Annotated in this window: 24 protein-coding genes; 19 read left to right on the plus strand and 5 right to left on the minus strand. The window is 38.7% G+C overall.

The window, feature by feature from the left end; genetic code table 11:
* Positions 1 to 23 precede the first annotated feature (23 nt).
* From atpA to MKY80_RS02830, 16 genes are all read left to right on the plus strand, one after another.
* Entirely contained in the window at positions 24 to 1,532 is a 1,509-nt protein-coding gene (atpA, locus tag MKY80_RS02755) for a F0F1 ATP synthase subunit alpha (protein ID WP_008180544.1), read from the plus strand.
* 47 nt (positions 1,533 to 1,579) lie between these two features.
* Positions 1,580 to 2,437 (plus strand): ATP synthase F1 subunit gamma, encoded by an 858-nt coding sequence (atpG, locus tag MKY80_RS02760; protein WP_008180542.1) that lies wholly within the window; start codon positions 1,580 to 1,582, stop codon positions 2,435 to 2,437.
* A 48-nt stretch (positions 2,438 to 2,485) separates the two neighbouring features.
* The gene (gene atpD, locus MKY80_RS02765) at positions 2,486 to 3,901 is read left to right on the plus strand and encodes a F0F1 ATP synthase subunit beta (protein ID WP_008180540.1); all 1,416 of its coding nucleotides are present in this window, start codon (positions 2,486 to 2,488) and stop codon (positions 3,899 to 3,901) included.
* A 24-nt stretch (positions 3,902 to 3,925) separates the two neighbouring features.
* A complete protein-coding gene (locus tag MKY80_RS02770) occupies positions 3,926 to 4,333 on the plus strand; it encodes a F0F1 ATP synthase subunit epsilon (protein WP_025114765.1) in 408 nt (135 codons plus the stop codon).
* Between the two features lie 77 nt (positions 4,334 to 4,410).
* Positions 4,411 to 4,650 carry a DUF1146 family protein gene (locus MKY80_RS02775; RefSeq protein WP_008180537.1) on the plus strand — a complete coding sequence of 80 codons (240 nt, stop codon included), beginning with the start codon at positions 4,411 to 4,413 and terminating at the stop codon, positions 4,648 to 4,650.
* 366 nt (positions 4,651 to 5,016) lie between these two features.
* The gene (gene murA, locus MKY80_RS02780) at positions 5,017 to 6,330 is read left to right on the plus strand and encodes a UDP-N-acetylglucosamine 1-carboxyvinyltransferase (RefSeq protein ID WP_069480000.1); all 1,314 of its coding nucleotides are present in this window, start codon (positions 5,017 to 5,019) and stop codon (positions 6,328 to 6,330) included.
* Positions 6,331 to 6,412: 82 nt separating this feature from the next.
* Positions 6,413 to 7,351, plus strand: a complete 939-nt coding sequence (spoIID, locus tag MKY80_RS02785) for a stage II sporulation protein D (protein WP_008180534.1) — start codon at positions 6,413 to 6,415, stop codon at positions 7,349 to 7,351.
* Between the two features lie 37 nt (positions 7,352 to 7,388).
* Positions 7,389 to 8,066 carry a M23 family metallopeptidase gene (locus MKY80_RS02790; RefSeq protein WP_089986953.1) on the plus strand — a complete coding sequence of 226 codons (678 nt, stop codon included), beginning with the start codon at positions 7,389 to 7,391 and terminating at the stop codon, positions 8,064 to 8,066.
* A gap of 156 nt (positions 8,067 to 8,222) precedes the next feature.
* Positions 8,223 to 8,483, plus strand: a complete 261-nt coding sequence (locus MKY80_RS02795; RefSeq protein ID WP_025114760.1) for a sporulation transcriptional regulator SpoIIID — start codon at positions 8,223 to 8,225, stop codon at positions 8,481 to 8,483.
* Positions 8,484 to 8,693: 210 nt separating this feature from the next.
* Positions 8,694 to 9,689 carry a rod shape-determining protein gene (locus MKY80_RS02800; protein WP_008180529.1) on the plus strand — a complete coding sequence of 332 codons (996 nt, stop codon included), beginning with the start codon at positions 8,694 to 8,696 and terminating at the stop codon, positions 9,687 to 9,689.
* Positions 9,690 to 9,710: 21 nt separating this feature from the next.
* Complete coding sequence (locus tag MKY80_RS02805) at positions 9,711 to 10,544, plus strand: flagellar hook-basal body protein (protein ID WP_089986954.1); 834 nt, start codon at positions 9,711 to 9,713, stop codon at positions 10,542 to 10,544.
* A gap of 31 nt (positions 10,545 to 10,575) precedes the next feature.
* Positions 10,576 to 11,415 (plus strand): flagellar hook-basal body protein, encoded by an 840-nt coding sequence (locus MKY80_RS02810; protein ID WP_036123074.1) that lies wholly within the window; start codon positions 10,576 to 10,578, stop codon positions 11,413 to 11,415.
* A 42-nt stretch (positions 11,416 to 11,457) separates the two neighbouring features.
* Complete coding sequence (locus MKY80_RS02815; protein ID WP_025114757.1) at positions 11,458 to 11,742, plus strand: DNA-directed RNA polymerase subunit beta; 285 nt, start codon at positions 11,458 to 11,460, stop codon at positions 11,740 to 11,742.
* Positions 11,743 to 11,797: 55 nt separating this feature from the next.
* Complete coding sequence (fabZ, locus tag MKY80_RS02820; protein WP_036123078.1) at positions 11,798 to 12,241, plus strand: 3-hydroxyacyl-ACP dehydratase FabZ; 444 nt, start codon at positions 11,798 to 11,800, stop codon at positions 12,239 to 12,241.
* A gap of 151 nt (positions 12,242 to 12,392) precedes the next feature.
* On the plus strand, positions 12,393 to 12,776 hold the full coding sequence (locus MKY80_RS02825; RefSeq protein ID WP_008181355.1) for a hypothetical protein: 384 nt from the start codon (positions 12,393 to 12,395) through the stop codon (positions 12,774 to 12,776).
* A 108-nt stretch (positions 12,777 to 12,884) separates the two neighbouring features.
* The gene (locus tag MKY80_RS02830) at positions 12,885 to 13,277 is read left to right on the plus strand and encodes a hypothetical protein (protein ID WP_342531882.1); all 393 of its coding nucleotides are present in this window, start codon (positions 12,885 to 12,887) and stop codon (positions 13,275 to 13,277) included.
* 200 nt (positions 13,278 to 13,477) lie between these two features.
* Here the strand turns inward: MKY80_RS02830 and MKY80_RS02835 are convergent, their stop codons facing one another.
* Positions 13,478 to 13,903: a YwpF family protein gene (locus tag MKY80_RS02835; protein ID WP_025114753.1), complete on the minus strand. Its 426-nt coding sequence runs from the start codon at positions 13,901 to 13,903 to the stop codon at positions 13,478 to 13,480.
* 297 nt (positions 13,904 to 14,200) lie between these two features.
* Here MKY80_RS02835 and ssb point away from each other — a divergent pair, with 297 nt between their 5' ends.
* Positions 14,201 to 14,599 (plus strand): single-stranded DNA-binding protein, encoded by a 399-nt coding sequence (gene ssb, locus MKY80_RS02840; RefSeq protein WP_008181361.1) that lies wholly within the window; start codon positions 14,201 to 14,203, stop codon positions 14,597 to 14,599.
* Between the two features lie 240 nt (positions 14,600 to 14,839).
* Here the strand turns inward: ssb and MKY80_RS02845 are convergent, their stop codons facing one another.
* Positions 14,840 to 17,614, minus strand: coding sequence for a DEAD/DEAH box helicase (locus MKY80_RS02845; RefSeq protein WP_107921616.1), 2,775 nt, complete (start codon positions 17,612 to 17,614; stop codon positions 14,840 to 14,842).
* A complete protein-coding gene (locus MKY80_RS02850) occupies positions 17,611 to 19,185 on the minus strand; it encodes a hypothetical protein (protein WP_107921615.1) in 1,575 nt (524 codons plus the stop codon). The genes MKY80_RS02845 and MKY80_RS02850 overlap by 4 nt, the downstream gene beginning before the upstream one ends.
* Before the next feature lie 205 nt (positions 19,186 to 19,390).
* On the opposite strand from MKY80_RS02850, the gene MKY80_RS02855 reads away from it, so the two are divergent.
* Together MKY80_RS02855 and MKY80_RS02860 are read left to right on the plus strand one after the other, a co-directional pair.
* Positions 19,391 to 19,867 (plus strand): hypothetical protein, encoded by a 477-nt coding sequence (locus MKY80_RS02855; protein ID WP_008181368.1) that lies wholly within the window; start codon positions 19,391 to 19,393, stop codon positions 19,865 to 19,867.
* Between the two features lie 199 nt (positions 19,868 to 20,066).
* Positions 20,067 to 20,897, plus strand: a complete 831-nt coding sequence (locus MKY80_RS02860; protein WP_008181370.1) for a flagellin — start codon at positions 20,067 to 20,069, stop codon at positions 20,895 to 20,897.
* A 39-nt stretch (positions 20,898 to 20,936) separates the two neighbouring features.
* Here the strand turns inward: MKY80_RS02860 and csaB are convergent, their stop codons facing one another.
* Positions 20,937 to 22,016 carry a polysaccharide pyruvyl transferase CsaB gene (gene csaB / locus MKY80_RS02865; RefSeq protein WP_107921614.1) on the minus strand — a complete coding sequence of 360 codons (1,080 nt, stop codon included), beginning with the start codon at positions 22,014 to 22,016 and terminating at the stop codon, positions 20,937 to 20,939.
* Positions 22,016 to 23,929 carry a DUF5693 family protein gene (locus MKY80_RS02870; RefSeq protein WP_107921613.1) on the minus strand — a complete coding sequence of 638 codons (1,914 nt, stop codon included), beginning with the start codon at positions 23,927 to 23,929 and terminating at the stop codon, positions 22,016 to 22,018. The genes csaB and MKY80_RS02870 overlap by 1 nt, the downstream gene beginning before the upstream one ends.

Genomic DNA, 23,929 nt, shown 5'->3' on the forward strand with positions numbered 1-23,929 from the left:
TAGAAATGTGAGAGGTGACATACATGGGCATCAAGGCTGAAGAAATCAGCAGTCTGATTAAACAACAGATTGAGAATTATGAATCTGAACTTAAAGTAAGCGAAGTTGGTACAGTTATCCGTATTGGTGACGGTATCGCTCTTGCTCATGGCCTCGACAACGCCATGGCTGGAGAACTTCTTGAGTTCTCTAATGGTGTTATGGGTATGGCTCAAAACCTAGAAGAAGGTAACGTTGGTATCGTAATCTTAGGTCCATACACAGACATCAAAGAAGGCGATGAAGTTCGTCGTACAGGTCGTATCATGGAAGTACCAGTTGGTGAAGAACTAATTGGCCGTGTTGTAAACCCACTTGGTCAACCAGTGGATGGACAAGGTCCAATCAACACAACTAAATCTCGTCCAATCGAAAGTCCTGCTTTCGGTGTAATGGCTCGTAAATCAGTACATGAACCATTACAAACTGGTATCAAAGCAATTGACGCTTTAGTACCAATTGGTCGTGGTCAACGTGAGTTAATCATCGGTGACCGTCAAGTAGGTAAAACATCTGTAGCAATCGATACAATCTTAAACCAAGATGGCGAAAATATGATTTGTATCTATGTTGCAATCGGTCAAAAAGAATCAACTGTACGTGGTGTAGTTGAAACTTTCCGTAAGCACGGTGCATTAGATTATACAATCGTAGTAACTGCTGCTGCATCTCAACCAGCTCCATTACTATTCTTAGCACCATTTGCTGGTGTTTCTATGGCAGAAGAATTCATGTTACAAGGTAAGCACGTATTAATCGTGTATGATGATCTTTCTAAACAAGCATCAGCTTACCGTGAACTTTCACTTCTTCTACGCCGTCCTCCAGGTCGTGAAGCTTACCCTGGTGACGTTTTCTACTTGCACAGCCGCTTACTTGAACGTGCTGCGAAGTTAAATGAAACATATCAAAATGGTTCTATTACAGCACTTCCATTCGTAGAGACACAAGCTGGGGATATCTCTGCATACATCCCAACTAACGTTATCTCGATTACTGATGGTCAAATATTCTTACAATCTGACTTATTCAACTCAGGTGTACGTCCAGCGATTAACGCCGGTCTTTCTGTATCACGTGTAGGTGGATCTGCTCAAATTAAAGCGATGAAAAAAGTTGCGGGTACACTACGTCTTGACTTAGCTGCATTCCGTGAGCTTGAATCATTTGCTCAATTTGGTTCAGATTTAGATAAAATTACACTAGCTAAACTTGAGCGTGGTAAACGTACGGTTGAAGTTCTTAAACAAGACCTAAACAAACCACTTAAAGTTGAAAAGCAAGTTGCAATCCTTTATGCATTAACTAAAGGCCACTTAGATGATATTCCAGTACAAGATATCGTTCGCTTTGAAAGTGAATTCTTAAGCTGGTTAGATTCAAACCACACAAACGTTTTAGATCACGTTCGTACTACAAAAGAGCTTGCTCCTGATGCTGATTACGTAGCAGCTTTAACGGAGTTCAAAAAAACTTTCGCTAAATCAGAATAAGTTCGAGCTAGTCACTTGATTAAAAAACAAAAGGTGGTGAAATACCAGTGGTAAACTTACGCGAAATTAAAGGTCGTATTAATTCTACAAAGAGTACGAAACAAATTACGAAAGCGATGCAGATGGTTTCTTCTTCTAAGTTACGTCGTGCAGAGCAAAACGCTAAAGCGTACGTTCCTTACATGGAAAAAATTCAGGACGTAGTTGGCGCGATCGCTTCAGGAACAAAAGACAGTGGACACCCAATGTTAACTGCTCGTCCTGTTAAGAAAACAGCTTACTTAGTCATTGGTTCTGACCGTGGTCTTGCAGGTGCTTACAACTCAAGTATCCTACGTCAAGTACAACGTACAATTGACGAGCGTCATAAATCTAAAGACGAATACGTGATTTTAGCAATCGGTCGTGTTGTACGTGACTACTTTGTGAAACGTGATCATAATGTCATCAGTGATGTTGTCGGTCTTCCGGACCAACCTACATTTGCTGATATTAAAGAAATCGCTCGTAATGCTGTTGGTATGTTCATTGACGGTACGTATGATCAACTTTATATGTACTATAATCACTTTGTCAGCGCTATTGCTAACGAAGTGACAGAGAAAAAACTTCTTCCATTAACAGATCTTGCACCTGCTAGCAGCAATGCTTCTTACGAATTTGAGCCATCTGGTGAAGCAATTCTTGAAGTGTTACTTCCACAATACGCGGAAAGCTTAGTTTATGGCGCATTATTAGATGGAAAAGCAAGTGAACATGCTTCTCGTATGACGGCTATGAAAAATGCAACTGATAACGCATCTGATCTTATTTCAGACCTTTCATTGCAATATAACCGTGCGCGTCAAGCGGCGATTACACAAGAAATTACAGAAATCGTTGGTGGAGCTGCAGCCTTAGAATAGGCCAGCTTCCCAATGTCGTATAAGAATACGATAGGAGGATACACAGTAATGAATAAAGGACATGTTATTCAAGTAATGGGTCCAGTTGTTGACGTAAAATTTAACAATGGCCAATTACCAGCAATCTATAACTCACTAACAGTTAAGATTGAACGTCCTAATGAAGAACCAACAATTCTTGCATTAGAAGTTGCGCTTCATTTAGGTGATGATTCTGTTCGTACAATTGCAATGTCATCTACTGATGGCTTACAACGTGGAGCAGAAGTAACAGACTCAGGAAAAGCTATCTCAGTACCAGTTGGTGAAGTTACTTTAGGTCGTGTATTCAACGTACTAGGTGAAGTAATCGACTTAGGTGAAGAGATTCCAGCTGACGCTCGTCGTGATTCAATTCACCGCGAAGCACCAACATTCGAAGAACTTTCAACTACAGTTGAAATTCTTGAAACAGGTATCAAAGTAGTAGACTTATTAGCACCATACATCAAAGGTGGTAAAATCGGTCTCTTCGGTGGTGCCGGCGTAGGTAAAACAGTATTAATCCAAGAATTAATCAATAACATCGCACAAGAGCACTCTGGTATCTCTGTATTCGCTGGTGTAGGTGAGCGTACTCGTGAAGGGAACGACTTATTCTTCGAGATGAGCGATTCAGGCGTTATCAAGCAAACAGCGATGGTATTCGGTCAAATGAACGAGCCACCAGGTGCACGTATGCGTGTAGCTTTAACTGGTCTTACAATGGCAGAGTACTTCCGTGATGAGCAAGGTGCTGACGTACTTTTATTCATCGACAATATCTTCCGTTTCACGCAAGCAGGTTCTGAGGTTTCTGCCCTATTAGGTCGTATGCCTTCAGCGGTAGGTTACCAACCAACACTTGCTACAGAAATGGGTAAACTACAAGAGCGTATTACGTCTACGAACAAAGGATCTGTAACTTCTATCCAAGCGATCTATGTACCAGCCGATGACTATACTGACCCGGCTCCAGCTACAACTTTCGCCCACTTAGATGCAACTACTAACCTTGAGCGTAAATTATCAGAAATGGGTATCTACCCTGCGGTTGACCCATTAGCTTCGACTTCACGTGCATTATCACCTGAAATCGTAGGCGCTGAGCACTATGCAATTGCTACTGGTGTACAACGTACAATCCAACGTTACCGTGAATTACAAGATATCATTGCCATTTTAGGTATGGATGAGTTATCTGATGAAGATAAACAAACAGTAGAACGTGCTCGTCGTATTCAATTCTTCTTATCACAAAACTTCCACGTAGCGGAACAATTCACTGGTCAAAAAGGTTCTTATGTACCTGTAAAAGAAACTGTTCGTTCATTCAAGGAAATCCTTGATGGCAAATGGGATCACCTACCAGAAGATGCTTTCCGTCTAGTTGGTTCAATTGATGAAGTAGTTGAAAAAGCGAAAAGCATGGGCGTAGAGGTTTAATACTAGGGACGAGGAGGAAAAAATATGAAGACAGTTCTAGTCAATATTGTCACTCCCGACGGCCCGGTATACGATTCTGAAGTATCAATGGTAATCGCTAAAACAACTTCAGGAGAAATCGGTGTTCTTGCAGGCCATATTCCAATGGTTGCTCCACTTGCAATTGGTGCAGTGAAGCTTAAAAAAGCAGACGGTTCTACTGACATTGTTGCTGTTAGCGGTGGTTTCATTGAAGTTCGTCCAGAAAAGATCTCTATTTTAGCGCCTTCTGCTGAAGTTGCTGTAAATATTGATGTTCAACGTGCAAAAGAAGCCGTTAAACGTGCTGAAGGACGTCTTCAAGGTAAACAAGACAACATTGATTTCAAACGTGCTGACCTAGCATTAAAACGTGCGTTGAATCGTATCAACGTTCATGAGGGTAATATCTAATTCATTTTTAACGGGCAGATATAGCATCTGCCCGTTTTTTAAAGTGCTTAAATTATAGGACAGTTGGAGGGGGAAAAATGGAGCTTTATGAAGCAATAGGACAAGAAGCTTTATTAGGCATATTATCGCATTTGTTTTTTATAGCTATTACATTTTACGCATTACAGGCTTTTATGACAGAAAAATTATTCAAGAAGAATAGAGTATTTCAGATTCAACTTATTTATATTTTATTGAGTATTACAATTGGTTCTGCGGTATCCAATTTCTTTCTACAAATATCTAACTGGTCTGGGAAACTTCCATACTTATTTTAAAGCCTCGACAATATCAATTCGAATCTTGCACCTTAACACTACATACTTCAAAGGACTTTATAATAACATTTATGTGGCCCTTTGAACTATGTATAAAAAAACTTCTAAAAGTTGTTTTTTGTTCATACATCTTTGGGTATGTATTAGAAGCGAACTGGTTATTGGTCATTCACAAAAAAAAATTGATAGCGTACAATAAATAAATAGCAAAATATCTAATAATGCCTTAAAATAGTGATTTGGACGCTTGAATGGGCGTTAAAAAAGTTGTACTATAGAGTTGTTTGTTTACTGATTATGACATTATACTTCTTTATTAAAATAAAAATTCGGTAGGTTAATAGATTGAATTCGGAGGGACATAGGGTGGATAAAATAATAGTGACTGGCGGCCAAAAACTACAGGGAAAAGTACGTGTAGAGGGCGCAAAAAATGCAGTGTTACCAATCCTGGCAGCAGCTTTACTTGCTTCAAAGGGAGAAAATGTAATTAAAGAAGTCCCTAACTTAGCAGACGTCTTTACAATAAACGAAGTACTTAAAAGTTTAAACGCAGCAGTTACATATATACCTGAAGATAATGCCGTATATATAGATGCAACAAAAGAACTTTCTAGTGAAGCACAGTTTGAGTTTGTTAGTAAAATGCGTGCATCTATTTTAGTAATGGGATCATTGCTTGCGCGTAATGGCTATGCTCGTGTTGCGTTACCAGGAGGATGTGCAATCGGTTCTCGCCCAATTGAATTACACTTAAAAGGTTTCGAAGCAATGGGGGCGAAGATTTCATTTGGTCATGGCTATGTAGAGGCAAAGACAGAGGGTCGTTTAAAAGGAGCAAATGTATATTTAGACTTCCCAAGTGTTGGGGCAACTGAAAATATTATGACAGCAGCATCTCTAGCAGAAGGGACAACTGTGATCGAAAATGCTGCAAAGGAGCCTGAAATCGTTGACCTTGCTAACTTCATTAATAGTATGGGTGGTCGTGTAATTGGTGCTGGTACAAATACGATTCGTATCGAAGGAGTCGATACATTATATGGAGTAGAGCATCATATTATTCCCGACCGCATTGAGGCTGGTACATTTATGGTAGCAGCAGCTATTACTAAGGGTGATGTGGTCATCGAAAACGCAGTTCCAGAGCATATGACAGCTTTGATTGCGAAGATGCGCGAAATGGGCGTAGAAATTATAGAATTGGATGAAGGTATTCGTGTACGTGTTCCTCAGACATTAAAAGCTGTGGATATTAAAACAATGCCACATCCAGGCTTCCCGACAGATATGCAATCACAAATGATGGCCTTAATGTTGACTGCAGAAGGTACGAGTATCATTACAGAGACAGTATTTGAAAATCGTTTTATGCATGTTGAGGAGTTCCGTCGCATGAATGCGGGTGCTAAAATAGAAGGACGCTCTGTGTTTATTGAGGGGCCAGTACAGCTTCAGGGGGCTGAAGTAATGGCAACGGATTTACGAGCTGCGGCTGCACTGATTTTAGCAGGTTTAGTATCAGAAGGAATTACACGTGTTACAAAGCTTCACCATTTAGATCGTGGATATGTTGATTTCCATGGTAAATTGGCTTCTCTTGGGGCAAATATTGAACGTATTACGGATGAAGAAGTTGTGACGACTGAAGACATTTCTGTTGAATTACCTACAAACTAATATGATGTTAAAACCCTTTGCTTACAGAAGCAGAGGGTTTTTTATTTCTCATAACTAAATAGTATTAAGCATATTATTCCTTATGAAAAAATGGATGATTAGTATAGGTGTCCTTTGTTTATTGGGGGCGTTATATGTGCTTCCTGTTTTAGGATTAAGCGAAAGACGGGAGGAAGTGCAACCTCCAACAGCAGATGAAAAAGCTTGTGAACTATTTATAGAAGTGGAGGGACAAAAGGAAAAAATTCCTTTAGAGACGTATATAACCGGGGTAGTAGCGGCAGAAATGCCTGTTTCTTTTAAAAAGGAGGCATTGAAGGCACAGGCTATTGCAGCACGTACTTATGCGTTAAAAACGACAAATTACGGTAAAAAAGCAATCGCACCGACTGTAGCAAAGCAAGTTTTCTATGATGAGAGTCAAAGAAAAGCGAATTGGGCTAGCAATTTCCTGGGAAATGAAAAGAAAATTGTCGAAGCCATCAATGAAACGAAAGGACAAGTTCTTCTTTATAATAATGATTTAATTACAGCTATGTTTCATTCAACAAGTAATGGACAAACAGAAAGTGCCTACGGCTATAGTGGAAATAATATTCCATATTTGCAAAGTGTTGCAAGTGTTTCAGATCAAACATCTCCGAAATTTGAGGCAGAGCAAGAGTGGTCACTAGCACAATGGAATAAATTATGGCCAATACAATGGCAAGCTAGTGATTTTAATCGTATACAGCTATTTTACAATGACTCAGGGCGTGTGGAGCGTCTACAGTTAGGGAATAATGTTTGGACAGGGAGAGAGGTTCGAACGTTTCTTGGAATACCATCCACTGACTTTTCAATTGTTTATAATGATAATACTAGAAAGGTTCATGTGAAAACTAAAGGATATGGTCATGGAGTAGGAATGAGTCAATATGGAGCAGAGGCTATGGCAAATGAAGGGAAAACGGCTGCTGAAATTTTACACTATTATTATAAAGATATTGAAATAAAAAAAATAGATGCATGTTTAAAATAACTTCTAGTTGTTCACACTGCAACTAGAGGTGATGAAAATGAGAGAGGATAAAAATAATAAAGCTTCTCAAAACCAGAATCCAAATCAAAAGGAAAATGGTCAGTTACAAAAGAAACCATGGTTTTGGCCAGTAGTTTACACAGGTGGTGCACTGGTTCTAGCAGGATTGTTATTTGGTTACAATAGTCTCGTATCTAAAGTAGAAGATGCACCGTTACCAGATTTAGCAGAAGTTGATTCAGGTCCTGTTGTAGAAACAAATGCACGTACTGAAAACATGATGTATCCATTCAAAGAAGAGAGCCTTAGTAAAGTACAAATCTTACAAGAGTTTTATGAGCTAGAAGCGAATGAAGAGTCTCGTGAAAATGCACTAATGGTATTTAATCAAACATTTACAACGTCTTCTGGTATCTCTATTGCTATGAATGGTGAAGAATTTGAAGTACTAGCTGCTATGACTGGTAAAGTACTAGAAGTAAAACTAGACGCATTTACAGGCAATAAAATTGTCATCGAGCATCCAAATGGCATGCAAACACATTATAGCTCTGTAAAAGATATCGCTGTAAAAGAAGGCGATGAGGTTACTCAAGGTCAAGCTTTAGGAAAAGCGACTGATAACGAGTGGAATCAAGCGGCTGGCGTCCACATGCATTTCGAAGTAGTTGAAGACGGAAAATATATTAATCCGAAAAAATTACTAGCTTTTTAATTCTAAAAGCTAGTAACGCATAAAAAATCAGCATTTTATTAGGAAAATGCAAAACGTGTTCTGAATAGCTTTGTCCTCACATAAGGTGAAGAAATGCGCAAATGTGCATCTGATTGCCAAAGCATTTTGTGAAATTGTGTGGAAAGGACGAAGAACGTGCATGAGCACATTCGGAAGCGCTGCATACGCCTCGGTGAATTACTGATTGAGACGCGTGAGACTGTGCGAGTCCTCGCGAAAATGACTGGTTATTCAAAAAGTACGGTGCACAAGGATTTAACAGAGCGATTACCAACAATTCATGAAGGATTAGCTGACCAAGTGAAAGAAATACTCGCCTACCATAAGGCCGTACGTCATATTCGCGGAGGAGAAGCAACGAAAAACAAGTGGAAAGAAAGAGCGAGTCAAGATTGATTCGTTCTTTTTTGTTGTGTGAACAGGCATATAATAAGTTTGTTTAAGGTAAAGTAATACTATATTATTGCCGTTCAGAACGTGAAAAGAAAACAGTCTTAATCATTAAATACAGGGTGAAATTACCAATAGAATATGATAAAATATTCTAGATAAAGAGATAAAATGAACGTTATGTAGTTTGAACTGGCGGGAAGGAGAAATTATAAAATGTTTTCGAAAGATATCGGCATTGACTTAGGTACTGCGAACGTATTAATCCACGTTAAAGGTAAGGGGATTGTCCTTAATGAACCATCTGTAGTGGCTATTGATAAAAAGACAAATAAAGTATTAGCGGTAGGGGAAGAAGCTCGCCAAATGGTAGGGAGAACGCCAGGTAATATTACAGCAATTCGCCCACTTAGAGATGGAGTCATTGCAGATTTTGATGTGACTGAAGCGATGTTAAGACATTTCATCAATAAATTAAATGTCAAAGGATTTTTAGCAAAGCCACGTATTCTAATTTGTTGTCCAACGAATATTACAAGTGTTGAGCAAAAGGCAATTCGTGAAGCGGCAGAGAAATCAGGCGGTAAAAAAGTATATTTAGAGGAAGAGCCAAAAGTAGCAGCGATTGGTGCAGGCATGGACATCTTCCAACCAAGCGGGAATATGGTAGTTGATATCGGCGGTGGAACAACAGATATTGCTGTTCTTTCAATGGGTGATATTGTCACAAGTGAATCCATTAAAGTGGCAGGAGATGTGTTTGATAACGATATTTTACAATATATTAAAAAAGAATATAAATTGCTAATTGGTGAACGCACAGCAGAAGCCATCAAAATGACAATCGGAACAGTTTTCAAAGGTAGTCGTAATGATACAATGGATATCCGAGGTCGTGACATGGTGACAGGTTTACCACGTACAATTTCTATTCATTCTGAAGAGATCGAACGTGCATTACACGAATCTGTAGCAATGATCGTTCAATCTGCAAAAAATGTTTTAGAAAAAACACCACCGGAGCTATCGGCTGATATCATCGATCGCGGCGTTATTATTACTGGTGGCGGTGCACTTTTACATGGTATGGACCAACTATTAATTGAAGAATTAAAGGTACCTGTCTTCATTGCTGAAAGACCAATGGATTGTGTAGCTATTGGAACAGGCATTATGCTTGAAAATATAGATCGTGTACCAGCGTCCTTATAAAATTAAAATGAGGTGATCTCTTTGTTTAAAGGTTTTTATACAGTTGCAACCGGTATGATCACGCAACAAAGAAGAACAGAATTACTATCCAACAATTTAGCTAATGCGAATACACCGGGATTTAAGGCAGACCAATCAACGATTCGTTCATTCCCAGATATGCTGATGTCTAGCATCGGAAAAACAAATGCGCCTGCCAATCAACAAGCAGGTGCCGAATATATGAATCAAGTAGGCGCTTTAAATACGGGGACATATTTACAAGAAACATTACCAAATTACATACAGGGCCAAATCTATAGCACTGATTTTACAACAGATATGGCATTGATTGATGGAAACTTACCACAAAATGAAGATGGTGTATCTGGCTCAATATTCTTCAGACTCGCACATCCAGATGGTGGAGAAGCCTATACACGTAATGGTAATTTTACTTTGGATGGCCAAGGTTATTTAGTAAATGGGCAAGGCCTTTACGTGTTAAATGATGCTGGACAACGAATCCAGTTACCTAATGATGATTTTCGCCTCGATGAAAGTGGCGCCATTTACGTTAATAATCAGCAAGTAGCGCGAGTAGGCGTATCGTATGCTGCCAATCCGAATATGCTACAGAAACAAGATAACGGTCTTATTCGGACAGAAAATGGCGTAAACCTGCCATCAGCCTATGGGGCGAATGGTGTTTCCTTTACACTACGTCAAAACTTCTTAGAGGGATCAAACGTAGATTCTGGTCGTGCCATGACAGATTTAATGACAGCGTACCGAGCATTTGAAGCCAATCAAAAAGTATTACAAGCTTATGATCGCAGCATGGAAAAGGCTGTTAATGAAATCGGTAAAATTTAATGGACGAAACAGAACAGGAGGCTTTTTATAAATGCTACGTACAATGATTACAGCAACTAATACAATGGGCCAATTACAAAATAAACTTGATACGATTAGTAATAACATCGCCAATAGCAATACGACAGGCTTTAAAGCGAAGGAAGCATCTTTCAATGAGTTACTCTATCAACAGTTTAATAATGACAAACTGGATCGTGCTGAGCGACAAACGCCTGTTGGTATTCGCTATGGATCAGGCGCAATGCTTGGTCAAATTAAATCCAATCAAAAGCAAGGTTCTTTGCAAACGACTAATCGAGATTTGGACTTAGCCTTTACAACAGCAAAACAATATTTCAATATTTTAATGCCAAATGGTGAAAATGGGACTGAAACAGTGTATACTCGACAAGGTGACTTTTATTTATCGCCGCTAAATAATGGAACAGTTATGCTAGTAACTGCTGAGGGATACCCAGTGGCAAATGCTGCTGGACAAGCTATTACATTACCAGATAATGTGCAAGGATTTTCAGTACGAGATGGTGGTATACTAGAAGCATCTTATCCAAATGGCGATATCATTCGTACGGATTTAGCGGTTACTGAATTCCAAAAACCGCAACTAATGGAACATGTTTCAGGTTCTTATGTTGGATTACCAGACAACCTTGCTGAACTTGGCTTTACACAAGCTGAGGTTCTAACAGAGCTAGTAGGTGCTAATCGTCAGCAAATTGGCATGCAAGGTGGTACTTTAGAAATGTCCAACGTTAACCTTTCGAAGGAAATGACAGAACTAATTCAAACACAACGTTCCTATCAATTCAATGCAAGAACGGTTACATTAGCAGACCAAATGCTTGGTCTTATTAATGGTATTCGATAGGAAGTCATCCTAAAAAGCAAGGAATGAAGAGGAGTACAATTTATGACAAACGATTCACGTCGACGTTCTGTGCCGACACAAGAAACCGATACGCAACCAGAAAAGAAAGAACGCCGCTCAAATGGAGAGCAACGCGAGGTTCGATGGGTGCAAATCCGACTGATTCCGATTTGGTTACGCATTGTAATTGTTCTCATCTTAGTTGTTGCTGCCGCAACATTAGGCGCAATGGTTGGCTTTAGTGTTATTGGAGAAGGAAATGCTATGGATATTTTCAAAAGAGAAACATGGCAACATATATTTGATATTATGCATGGTAAAGAATAATTTTATTCTTTACCTTACTTTGTGTATACATACTTTATTTTGAGGGGGATATGACATGTTAACAGCAGAGCAAATTCAAGCAATTTTACCACACCGCTATCCATTTTTATTTGTAGATCGCATTATTGAATTAGAAGAAGGAAAACGTGCAGTAGGCTTAAAGAATGTTTCTATGAATGAGGATTTCTTTAATGGGCACTTCCCAGGATATCCAGTAATGCCAGGTGTGCTAATTGTAGAGGCATTAGCACAAGTAGGTGGAGTAGCTCTTTTGAATGCAGAAGAATTTAAAGGACGTTTGGCATTTTTAACGGGTGTTGATAACTGTCGTTTCAAACGTCAAGTAGTACCTGGAGACCAACTTAAATTGGAAGTGGAGTTTGTAAAACTTCGTGGTTCGATGGGTAAAGGACATGGAATAGCAACTGTAGATGGAGAACTTGTATGTGAAGCCGATATTCTATTTGCAATTGGACCTGAGCAGCCAAAGCAAGCATAATTTGCATTTATAGACCACAAGATATAAAATAGATAAAGTCAAGTCAAAAAAATTGAGACTAGTAGGTTCTTAAATTGCGATGGCGATTAAGCGATTGTGAATTGAAATAGATGTAATTTTTAGGTTTTACAAACGTAGGAGGATTATTAAGATGTATAAGGAATTGTCTTCAGGTATTAAAATTAGCATTACTCGTTCTATTTCAACATCTTTTGAAACATACTTAGCAAGTATTGGTTGGGATGAAGAGCGCTTTTCTATGGAAGACTTCATTGCAAGCTGGCAGACTTATTTCCAAGAGAATGCAGCATGGATCGAAAAAATTCCAGCCGAAATATTGATGAGTGCAGAGTTTCATGAAGAGATGGCACAAAAAATTGATGAGGTCATTGCCAAAATTTTAAATGAAGAACCAACAGCACAGCAAGTTGAAACAATCGAGGCATTGCAAAAAGAGCTAGGCACAGACTATAGCTATGACTGTAAAGCAGAAGCAGCATATATTGAACAGTTATTAAAAGAAAAACAAAAATAGTTTGATCAAAAATCGGATAGTTCCCTCCTTTCTCGGGCAATCTATGTTAGATCACAAATACACATGATGTATTTGATGACATAGTACCAAGAAAGGAGGTTTTTTGCTATGTGGAAAATGTCATTTTTAACCATTATTCTTGCTACTGTATTCCTTGGAGGATGTAACTGGGGAAATAAAGCAGTTGAAGATCATCCTATGAGAAACGCAGAGACTGATGTTCGTAATGGTGTTGATCGTGTCGAGGATGCATTAGATCCGAATAGACGAGACGATGCATACGATCGAAATGTAAATGGTGTTGAACGAGGTACTGTAAATGAAAATACAACATTACCTGAAGCAACAACACCTGGTTCAAATGCTGATATTAACGGCACAAATGGCTATGACAACGTACCAAATGCGAATGGCGTAAACGGTGTTGAGCGTAATGACAACATGGTGGATGAAAAAGCCAACGACACTGAGAAGTATCGTGACGGTATGAACAACCGATAATATCAAAAGAGTGTTTCCTACATGGAAAACACTCTTTTTTTATGAGTCAGGGAAGCGGAGTAACTATAGAAATATAATATTTTACGCTATTCATGATCTTGCTCACTAAAGACTGGTGTCTACAAGCCCTCATCTAACAGAAAAATCTCCAAGATATTGCAATTGTTTCTTATAAAAAACGATGCAAAAATTTTGCATCGTCAGTCATTCTTTAATTTTGGTCGCTGTTTCATATCTTTTGTAAAGCGTTCCAGTAAATGTTCTAAAGAAACACCTTCAGCTAGTAGTTCAGAAAGCAATTGTTCAGCATATTTAGAGCGTTTTATCTTGAGTGTACCTTTTAAAAGTACGGATACATGGTCACCGATTTCTTGAACAGTATGTACGATTACCTGGAAAGGAGCGGGTTCATTATCGGGAAATGAAATAACGGCACGTACATTAAAAATAGTAGCATTCGCTAAGAGCTCATCAAAGGTTGAGCGATATTGTTTTTCCATAAACAATTCGAGTACCCAAGACTGATGGCTATTTTCCTGATTAATAATAATGCCATCGACTAAAGGGAATGGTTGCACGCCATCTTTTGTGACAAGGTCAAAGGAAAGCATTTTAAATGTTTTCATTATGTATATTCCTCCTAAGTCTGTCATTCTTTTAGTATAACACATACGGCTACGGTTGTTGGTCATACGCACCTGCTCGTTAATTTCAATAAATGCGAAATTACTGATTTCATGAAATAGCATTTGCCATTACTGCCTAAAGCATTCTGGTGAAAAAATAAGAAATAAAAGAAAAATAAAACAGGTTATTTACCTATTTTATGCTGAAGAATTGATGCAAATTATCACTTTCTGATTTTGCTAATATTGGAGTCGTTTTGTAAGATGAGAGCAATCCAAAGCAAAGGAGGTGAATGAATGAATCAAGTCGGACTGGTCGGAAGGTTTACGAAAGATCCGGTATTACGCTACTTATCTGGAAATCGTGTGCAGACTCATTTTTCACTTGCCATTAATCGCAATTTCAAAAATAGTCATGGGGAAGTAGATACAGATTTCATATTCTGTACAGTTTGGGGAAGGCTTGCAGAACATATTGTCAAGTATTGCGGGAAAGGCTCATTAATTGGTGCAAACGGCCGTATTCAAACAAGGTCATTTGTAAATGAAGAAAACACTAAAATTTTTATGACAGAGGTAGTGGTCGAAGATGTTCGATTTTATCAGCTTAAACAAAGGGACAGTGACGAAGCTTCTATTGTGACGCCACCTCCTCCGAATGAACAGGAAGACTTAAAAGACTTTGTATTACCATAGCATGCTACATACGGCGCAGGAAAAATTATTGTCTGATCCGCCATTCTCCTTAATCTTCTTGCACCGTTGTAACAGAAAGGAATGATGTGGACTAACATTTACTGAAGAGTTGCTGTAGACCGCACAGCAATGAAATTTTTAACACAACTGAATATGTTTATGAAGTAAGTAGGGAAGAGAAGAGAAGTAAACATGGTTCCACTGAAAAGCGCCAAGAACTTTTGCCCTTGGCGCTTGTCATTAATATATATCTAATGAAATGAGGTCACGAAGTTCTTGATCCTCTAATTCAGTCAACCACTGGCTTGATTGAATAAGTTCTTCTGATAGTGCTGATTTTTGCGCTAGCATTTTATCTATCTTTTCTTCAATTGTGCCAAGTGTTACAAATTTATGGACTTGCACAAATTGTGTTTGCCCGATGCGATAAGCACGATCGGTTGCTTGATTTTCGACAGCGGGATTCCACCAGCGATCTGCATGTAAGACATGATTAGCAGCTGTTAAATTAAGTCCTGTTCCACCTGCTTTTAAGGAGAGAATAAATATCGGGAAATCTCCTGCCTGAAACGCCTCTACTAAGCGGTCTCGTTGCTGCTTAGGCATGGCACCGGTTAAAAAAGGTGCATCTACATTGTATAATTCACTTAAGCAATGCTGTAGCAATTGTCCCATTCCAATATACTGTGTAAAAATCAGACATTGCTCGCCATTGTCCACAATTTCAGCCGCCATTTGCACAATGCGCTCTAGCTTTGCCGAACGTGCAAGCATTGTTTCGGCATCCTCGAAAGGTTCCTTTAAATATAGGGCAGGATGATTACATAGTTGCTTTAATTTACTGAGCATTTTTAAGACGCGTCCCTTTTTTTGAAAGCCTGTTAACTCTTCTAGCTGATCAAGCGTCTCTAAAATATAACCTTCATAAAGAGAAGCTTGCTCGGCTGTTAATGGGCAATACTCATTTGATTCTAGCTTATCTGGCAAGTTCAGCTGCAAATGCGGATCACGTTTTGTCCTACGTAATAAGAACGGTTGAATTTTCGTACGTAGCTTTTGTTTATGGGATTCAGATTCATCTCGTTCAATGGGCAATATAAATTCTTCATTAAAGCGACCAAAGCTGCCTAAATAGCCTTTATGAATAAAATCAAAGATAGCCCAAAGCTCAGATAGACGGTTTTCTACAGGCGTGCCAGTCAGGGCAATGTGATGATCACCCAGTAATTTACGAATGGCTTTTGATTGTAAGGTCTGCATGTTTTTAATATTTTGAGCTTCATCTAATACAACAGTTGCCCAATCAATATCCTGTAAAAATTCAGTATCCTGTGACACAGTACCATAGGTTGATAAAATGACATGTGGCTTATCAATCGATATCATTTTTTTGAAATCATCATCTTTTGCACGGTTAGTTTGGTAATGAGTATGGACAATTAGTGAAGGAGCGAATCGAGCAAGCTCCTTCTGCCAGTTACCAAGCACTGAGGTTGGGCAAATAATAATGGATGGTTTTGTATAATCAGCTACTGCTTCATATATATGAAGTAAATAGGCTATCATCTGTACCGTTTTACCAAGACCCATATCATCGGCTAGGCACGCACCGAAACCTTGCTGACGCATAAAGACTAGCCATTCAAAGCCTTCAATTTGATAAGGACGTAATTCTGTTTGTAATGACTCTGGAATTGGCACAGTAGGTAAACCCTTTTTATCTAAGAGTTGTTCCATATAAGCCTTTAACGATTGTTGTATCTCCAATGCAAAGATAGGATCATCCCTAAGCGCATCGTCAGCATCCTCTTCTTCAAGAGGTGCAGATAAATCTTCGGGCAATTCTCTGAATAATAATTCTCGGACAGTCCAGCTCTCATCTTCTGCCTGCTGCATTAGAGCACGCATTTCTTGCATCCAGTTAGCGTCAACACGGAACCATTCTGTTCCTATTCGAATAAATTCACGCTTTTCTTCCACCAACTTTTTAAATTGCTCAGGTGAAATCATCTGTCCATTCATCGAAAATTGCCACTTGAACGTTAAAATATCATCTAATCCAGCGACTTTTTTTGTGGATGCATTACTAGTTGTGACACGGACACGGAATTTGGATTGTTTTAAATCCTTTAGCCAGGCAGGAAGTACCACATCAAAGCCAAGTGCCTGTAATCTGGCAAGATCCTCACGTAAAAAAGATCGTACCTCCATGTCTTCAAGTGTCATACGAATAAAGGTTTCGCTACTGATCGCATCTTTAGATAGTAGATCGACTATTTGTTGTTGTTGCTGCTCAATCTCAGTTGCAAACATTCGCCATTTTGTAGGTAGAGCATCTTCGATAAGTAATGACTGCTTACGAATGGCAGGTGTCCAGTAATTTTTTGTAGTAGGGGTACTAAGGACCGTTTCTAATAGCCAAACATCTGAATCTTCTTCTGGTTCACTTAATCGTAAAGAGACTGTAATGGCACCAATTTGGCGAGCTTGATCTAATGGCCAGCCACCTCGCAAGAAAAAGGGCAATAGCTTTGGTAAATCAGAAAGTATTAGGCCTACTTGTGAAAGCTTTTGCTGCACCGCCATTTCTAATAATGCAGAATCTATATCATCTATAGGAAAGGATAGTGAAGAAAAATCCTCTGCAATGACAGCATGTGACCAAAGAGAGGGCTCCTGCCAATAATCTTGTAACGCCAATACTTTACCTAGCCATTCTTTACTATCTTCATTTACACCAACCCAGCTGATAAAGGGATGTTGATAGCTTGTTGAAAAAATATCAAGAAGCTCAGCAGTGGACACCTCAATTGTTAAATCAGCCTGGTTGGTTAGTAAGCCGTAGATATTTGCCTCATACGTAAAGAACAATGAAGATTTGAATGTTTCTACGTCGATTGTTGTACCATTTGCAGTATAGCCCCGCAACGTAAAATATCCTTCCCGAGCTACATCAATACGAAGCTGTTGAGTTTTAGAAAAAGGGGAAGGAGCATTGGTATTTATTGTCATCATACTAAGTTTCCTTTCTCGATTTCTTCCTGTAACGCACGGAGTCGCTTATATTCTGAACGAATTGTTTGTATATACGTTTCAAAATAAGGCATTTTACCAGCGCGTTTTGCGGCACTACGCATACTTTTCCAAATGCGCACCGCCTGTTTATAATTCATGCGTGATTTTTGGGCAATTTCCGCCATTGCATATACATGATATAAAGGTAAAACCGTAGCTGGTTCAACTTGTAACACATCCTTTAATCCACACATCTCTAAATAAGATAGTGAAGAAGGATTTAATTGATGAAGAGCTGCCCAATCTCGATAACGTCCTTTTTTAATTAAGAACGAAGAGAATGGTTGAAGGCCGTAAACTCCAAAGGCGCTGTATAGAATAGCTTCCTCTTCCTCGGTAAGCTGTATTTCATCAAATAAAAGCTGAAATTGACGAACATACTGAGCCCGTTGTACAACTGGTACGACTTCCTGTAAAAAGGCCTCTGTCATTGGCAGTATTGCTCGTAAAATAATAGCCATCGCATGTGATTCGCCAGCACGTTGAGCAAAAGTAGCGAGTTCAAATAGATCTTGGATATGTTGCAATTTAATATGTTTCAAATTTTCAAGCAGTAAGTCCTCTTTTTGTAAGAGTACATAAAATAATAACCTTAATGATTCTAAGGATATTTCTGCTGAAGGGTTTTCAAGATTATTTATATAATCTAATTCCTGCTCACGTCGAGGCTTTTCATAAAAAAGCACCGCCCAAAGTAGCATGTACAGGCGAAGTCGATTTTGAAATAATCCATGTCGTTCTAATAAAAACGTCCGTACTTCCTCTTGAAGAGCATCATAAAACGGGTCAGTCGCGAAAAGTCGAGACCGATTAGTCAGCTCTGTAAGTATGGTTTCAAAAGATTGACTGCTTTGATCAATAAAGTATTTCATATAAGGTGAATCCAATGAATGACCAGGTGTTTCATTTAAATGTCGCCAAATTGTATTGAAAATAGCTAACTCCATATACAGTTTATAAAGAGGTTGCCATTCACGCTCAAAGGGCATATGTCGACGAAGACGCTCCAAGGCATCAGTCCTTATAGCAGAAAGGCCATAGCCTTCTAAAACGCGACCTGGTGGCAATAATCGTTTCATTACTTCCTCAACCATCATGGACCAACTTTGTGGGCTACGTTCATCAGCTAATGATTTTAACTGGACAGATTTTTGAGCACGCCAAGCACTCGACCAATTTTGAACTGAATCAAAGTACTGGTAGAGAGCAAGTAAAGTACCTACCTGATGTCGACACCATTTTTGCTGAGGACAGCTACAGCGTAGCTCTTCCTTGGCGAAATCAATTTCAACAGAAGCGGGTCTGACATCCTGGACAGTTGCATATAATATAGAACTGGCTCCATTAAAACGGTCAAAAATAATGGACTTATTTCTAACCGAAAAGACAGCACGACGGACTAGTTCTTCATCTTCCGTAGAGGAAGGATGTAAATCATGTTCAGCTTCTTTTAATTTAGTTAACACGAATTCTTGATGTTCTTTAGCCAATTGCGATATTGACAATGCCATCACCTCACTCCTTTCTTCATATATGGCTATGTTTAATATGGATTAATTGTAGTAAAGGAAAAAAGACTGTCCTTCCATTATACGATTAAAATGCGGCAATGATAAGCTGAATGATCAGAAAGAAAGAAATTGATTCAAAGATAGTTAACAAGACTTTTGATTTATGTTAAAATCTGAATAATCAGATAATCGGGAGGGATGAAGGATGATGCAAGTTCAATACATGAAGCCGTTTTATACAAAGATTACTGGAGACAAATTACGTCTCGTATTTGCTTATCAATATTTCTCTATTTTAAAAGAGAATGAGATTTTCCATTTCATTCCCATAGAAGGTAAAGAGATGATTATCAACATGAAGACACAGCAAATTGAAAATTTATCTGAGGTGTTTGTTTTCCAAAAGGGCAATCGATTTATTCGATTACCACTTTATCAGCTACTCCTTATTACGAATGTCCATGATCATCTGGCACCTATACTTGAAAGCGCAACACCGAAGCAACAACTTCCGCTTGTTTCGACTGTGACTGTAGGCGAAATTGATCAACTTATTGCAGAGATTGAAAATAAAAATCTAGATAACTTAATCGATCAAGCATTATTAGAGAACAATAAATTACTCTTTTTTAATCTATTACAGCAAAAGAACCATCAACTTGGAGGTTTCAAAATTGAATAGATGGTATGCCCATTAAGCACCCACTTTTCTTACTAGAAAAAGGGGTGCTTTTATTATCCCGGATAGGTCAAAAGTATAGGGGGAGAAATAACTTTTCTACAAATAGTTAATAAATCCTGATATATTGGAAACTATTCCTAAACCAAATATTAAAAAAATGGAGGATAGACCGATATAAGTGACAGAAGGTGGTGAGTAAATGCTAGGTAATTGGTCGGCTACGGGTATGTCGATTTTGAATAATATGAATCGACATTATGGTGCTATGAGTAAAGCAATGCTACGTATTTCTACAGGTTACCGAATTAATAGTGCAGCAGATGATCCAGCGGGTCTTGCCATTTCTGAAAAAATGCGTGCTCAAATTCGCGGATTGAATATGGGGGCAAAGAATATTCAGGATGGCATCTCATTAGTGCAGACAGCAGAGGGTGCATTAAATGAGACACATGCGATGATTCAGCGTATGCGAGAACTGGCAGTGGAGGCAGCTAATGATACATTAACGGATGAGGATCGGAAACAACTGGATTTGGAGTTCCAAGAGCTGAAGAAGGAAATTCAGCGTATATCAACCGATACTGAATTTAATACAAAAACATTACTGAATGGCGATTATGAAACAAATGGGATTAAAATTCAGGCAGGTGCCAATGCAGGGCAGAGCATTGAACTGTTGATCAATGGCGTCGGTTCAGAAGCACTCGGTTTGAAAGATGTTTCGATTGCTACGAGGGATGAGGCAGATAAGGCTATTTCTTCTATGGAAGACGCTTTAAAACGAGTATCCAATGAACGTTCTCGTCTTGGTGCCTATCAAAACCGTTTGGAACATGCCTATAATGCCAATGTGAACACTGCAGAAAATTTACAAGCAGCAGAGTCGCGAATTCGAGACGCTGATATTGCAAAAGAGATGATGAATATGGTAAAAGCCCAGATTTTAATGCAGGCCAGTCAATATGTTTTGGCGATGCATATGCAGCAGGCACAGTCCGTTTTAAAATTATTAGAAGTCGGAAAAAAATGATGAATTTCAATTAATATTGAAATTCATCATTTTTAATGTTTATTTAGAAAAAGTCTCAATCGCTAATTTAGCTGTTGCCGTAGCTTCGTGCTGTAATGGCAGCACAGCCTGACGCATATTTTCTTGAACGGTCGTATACGATTCTAGAATGGCGATAGCTCGTTCGAACAATGTGACACCGTTCCAATCATCCTTCTCGACATGCCCAATTACCGGTTGATCAACAATATCAGCAAATGCATCAATTTTCGGATCATACGAAATGGCGATAAAGGGTGTAGCATAAATGGCAGAAAAGATTAGGGAATGTAATCGCATCCCAATTAATAATTGAGATTGTCCAATAACCGCGATTTTTTCCTCAATGGATAAATCGGAAGGAGCAATTAAGCTTTTTTCCTGCATGAGTGCTGCCACTTCCTGAGAAGTTTTTAAATCATGCTCACCATGCATGGGTAAGAAAACAATTTGCTCACCCTGACGCACTAATTGGTCTAGGCTATGTGCAATTTTTTCTTTATACGCTATTGTAGATGGCCAGTCACGAACACTAACTGATATATAGCTTTCGGCTGTTAGAGATTCATGGTCTAACCATTCACAATGAAAGTCGCCACCGTTTAGCCCCATCACAGGATCCGGCACGATTTTAGCCTCTTTGCGTACACCAATTTCTGTTAAAAGAGTTTGAGAAGCTTTATCTCTAATGGTAATTTGATCGACCTTGTTAAAGGTTTTACGAACGATAAATTTACTAAGAGTGTGGTTGATTGGGCCCATACCTTGGGCGTAAACAAATACTGGCTTTTTCAGCCATTTTGCAATTTGAATAACGCCCGCATAGTAAGGAATAGTTTTCATGCCTGTTTGATCCTGCATTAAACTGCCGCCGCCACTAATGAGTCCATCAGCTGTTTTAAGCAATTGGTGGATTTCTTTCATTTTCCAACGATTCACGGCTTTCACGCCATATGTTTGCTCTGTAGCAGAAGGGTTATTCGACAATACAGTGATTTCTATATCATGTTGCCATTTCTTCAAACCTTGAATAATGGACAGCAGAATAGCATCATCGCCGACATTATCGAAACCATAATAGCCAGATAAAACAATGTGCATTATGACCACCTCGCGATTGCCTTAGAAACCCAACGATAACCTACTTTGAAAATTAGGATAAAGACCAGTCCTATAATAAAACCAAGAGACACACTGTATAGGGTACGCAATACAGAAACAGCTACTGGGATGTGTAAATGTGTAAAGGTATTAACGATTGATAAGAATCCGATCACACCTGGAACGAGTAAGATACTACCCCATTTGCGATTAATGCCCATTACGTATAATGCTAAAACAAAGAATGGGAAACCAATTAAGAATTCCTTCGTTCTTGGTCGTACATATAAGGTATTTTCTAGCCATTGTCTAAACGCTAATTCTAAATCGCTAACTGAGCCAGAGTTACCAGTTCGGCTAATGTAGAATAAACCAATACCCGCCACGACAATTAGTAGAAGCACATGCCAATATTTTAATTCTTTGTTTAACAATGTTACGGTATTTGATAAAGATTTTTTAATATTTTGATCAGCTAGTCGGTTGATCTCAATTAATGTAAATAGAAGGACGCCCATAATTGGAATCAGATAAACTAACTTCACGCCTTTGAACGTAGCAAAGCCTGTCATAAAGGCATTGCCATTTAATAGGCCAATGACAATAACAATCCCGATAAGGCTAATCGCTACTGCCTTCAAGTATTGCACAAGAATTTTAGACATTTTCGTAGAACCTTGAGCCGATTTAATTACGGCATAGGTAGGTGCAAGGACGGCAATAATTAATGCAAATGCCTGTAAGAATAGAGTACTTTTCAGGATAAAGTACGCAATAGCTAATACTGTCATAAATCCAGCTGCCGCAAAGCGTAGAGGCATCCATTTGACTAATTCTGAAACGATAAAGGTAAATAAAATACCTGCTAATAATACAGCCGCTGTAACCCAGGCTGGTACAGCTACCTTATCAAACAGCTTTGGCTCGCCAGGTTGGAAATGATCTGGCATTGCATCATGTACTCCATTTAAGTAGTCAATTGTTTGCTCCACATTTTCCTTGGCATTTCCAGTTGTTTTAATATGGTAGAAGATAGAGCGGATATTACGCTCTTTTACAGCTCTTGTTGTACGGTCAATACTTTCATTTAACTTTAATTTCGTTTGTCTGTTGATGTTAATACTATGCAAGCGAATCATCTTGTAATCGGTCTTTTGGGCGATTTTACTTTCGCCCTTCAATGGATTACTTTCAATTGTATAGAAGTAATAGCCAGCATCACTTAATTTTTCTACTAATTGATGGCCGTCTTCTTGTCCAAAGCCAATCGCTTCATCGCCTTGCCCAAGCAAGCGACCTGATGAACCATCTTTTAAAGCTAGTAATTGATTCACCAATTTATCGTTAGCCACTTCATTATCGGCATTTTCCACTTTAAAGACATAGCCTAATCCATGCTTACTAATGACATCCATAGCAGGTTGATCGTAGCCAATTGGTGTTTTTAAGTCAAAGTTATGGTTAGAAGTAGGGAGGAAATAAAAAGCTTCTTCTCCTATTTGAACTTCTTCAGGCTCTACGCTATTTTTGATGAGTTTTTGGTAGTCAGCATTTTCAGGTACTCGAATATAGTAACCACTCTTTGAACGATCAACAGCATCTTTATAAGGTGTAAATAATAATTGTGCTGCTAGGTCGTTTTCTTTATAAACAGTAATTAAATTTTGTTTTTCCATTTCCTTTAACGTTAAAGGCTCTAGACTAACAGTTGTCAGCCCAGCTTCCTTTAAGGAGGAAAGGATTTCATCCATTGTTAAATCACTGTTTTTATCTGCAGTTTGTATTTCATCAAAGGGAATCACAATTTCATAAGAATCATTCGATTGCTCCGCATTCCACCTCATCATAATACCTGTGGAGGAAACGACGAGTAAAAGAACAATAATTCCCCAAAGCCATTTCTGTTTCGACAT

Source organism: Lysinibacillus sp. FSL R5-0849 (assembly GCF_038595075.1).
GTDB lineage: Bacteria > Bacillota > Bacilli > Bacillales_A > Planococcaceae > Lysinibacillus > Lysinibacillus fusiformis.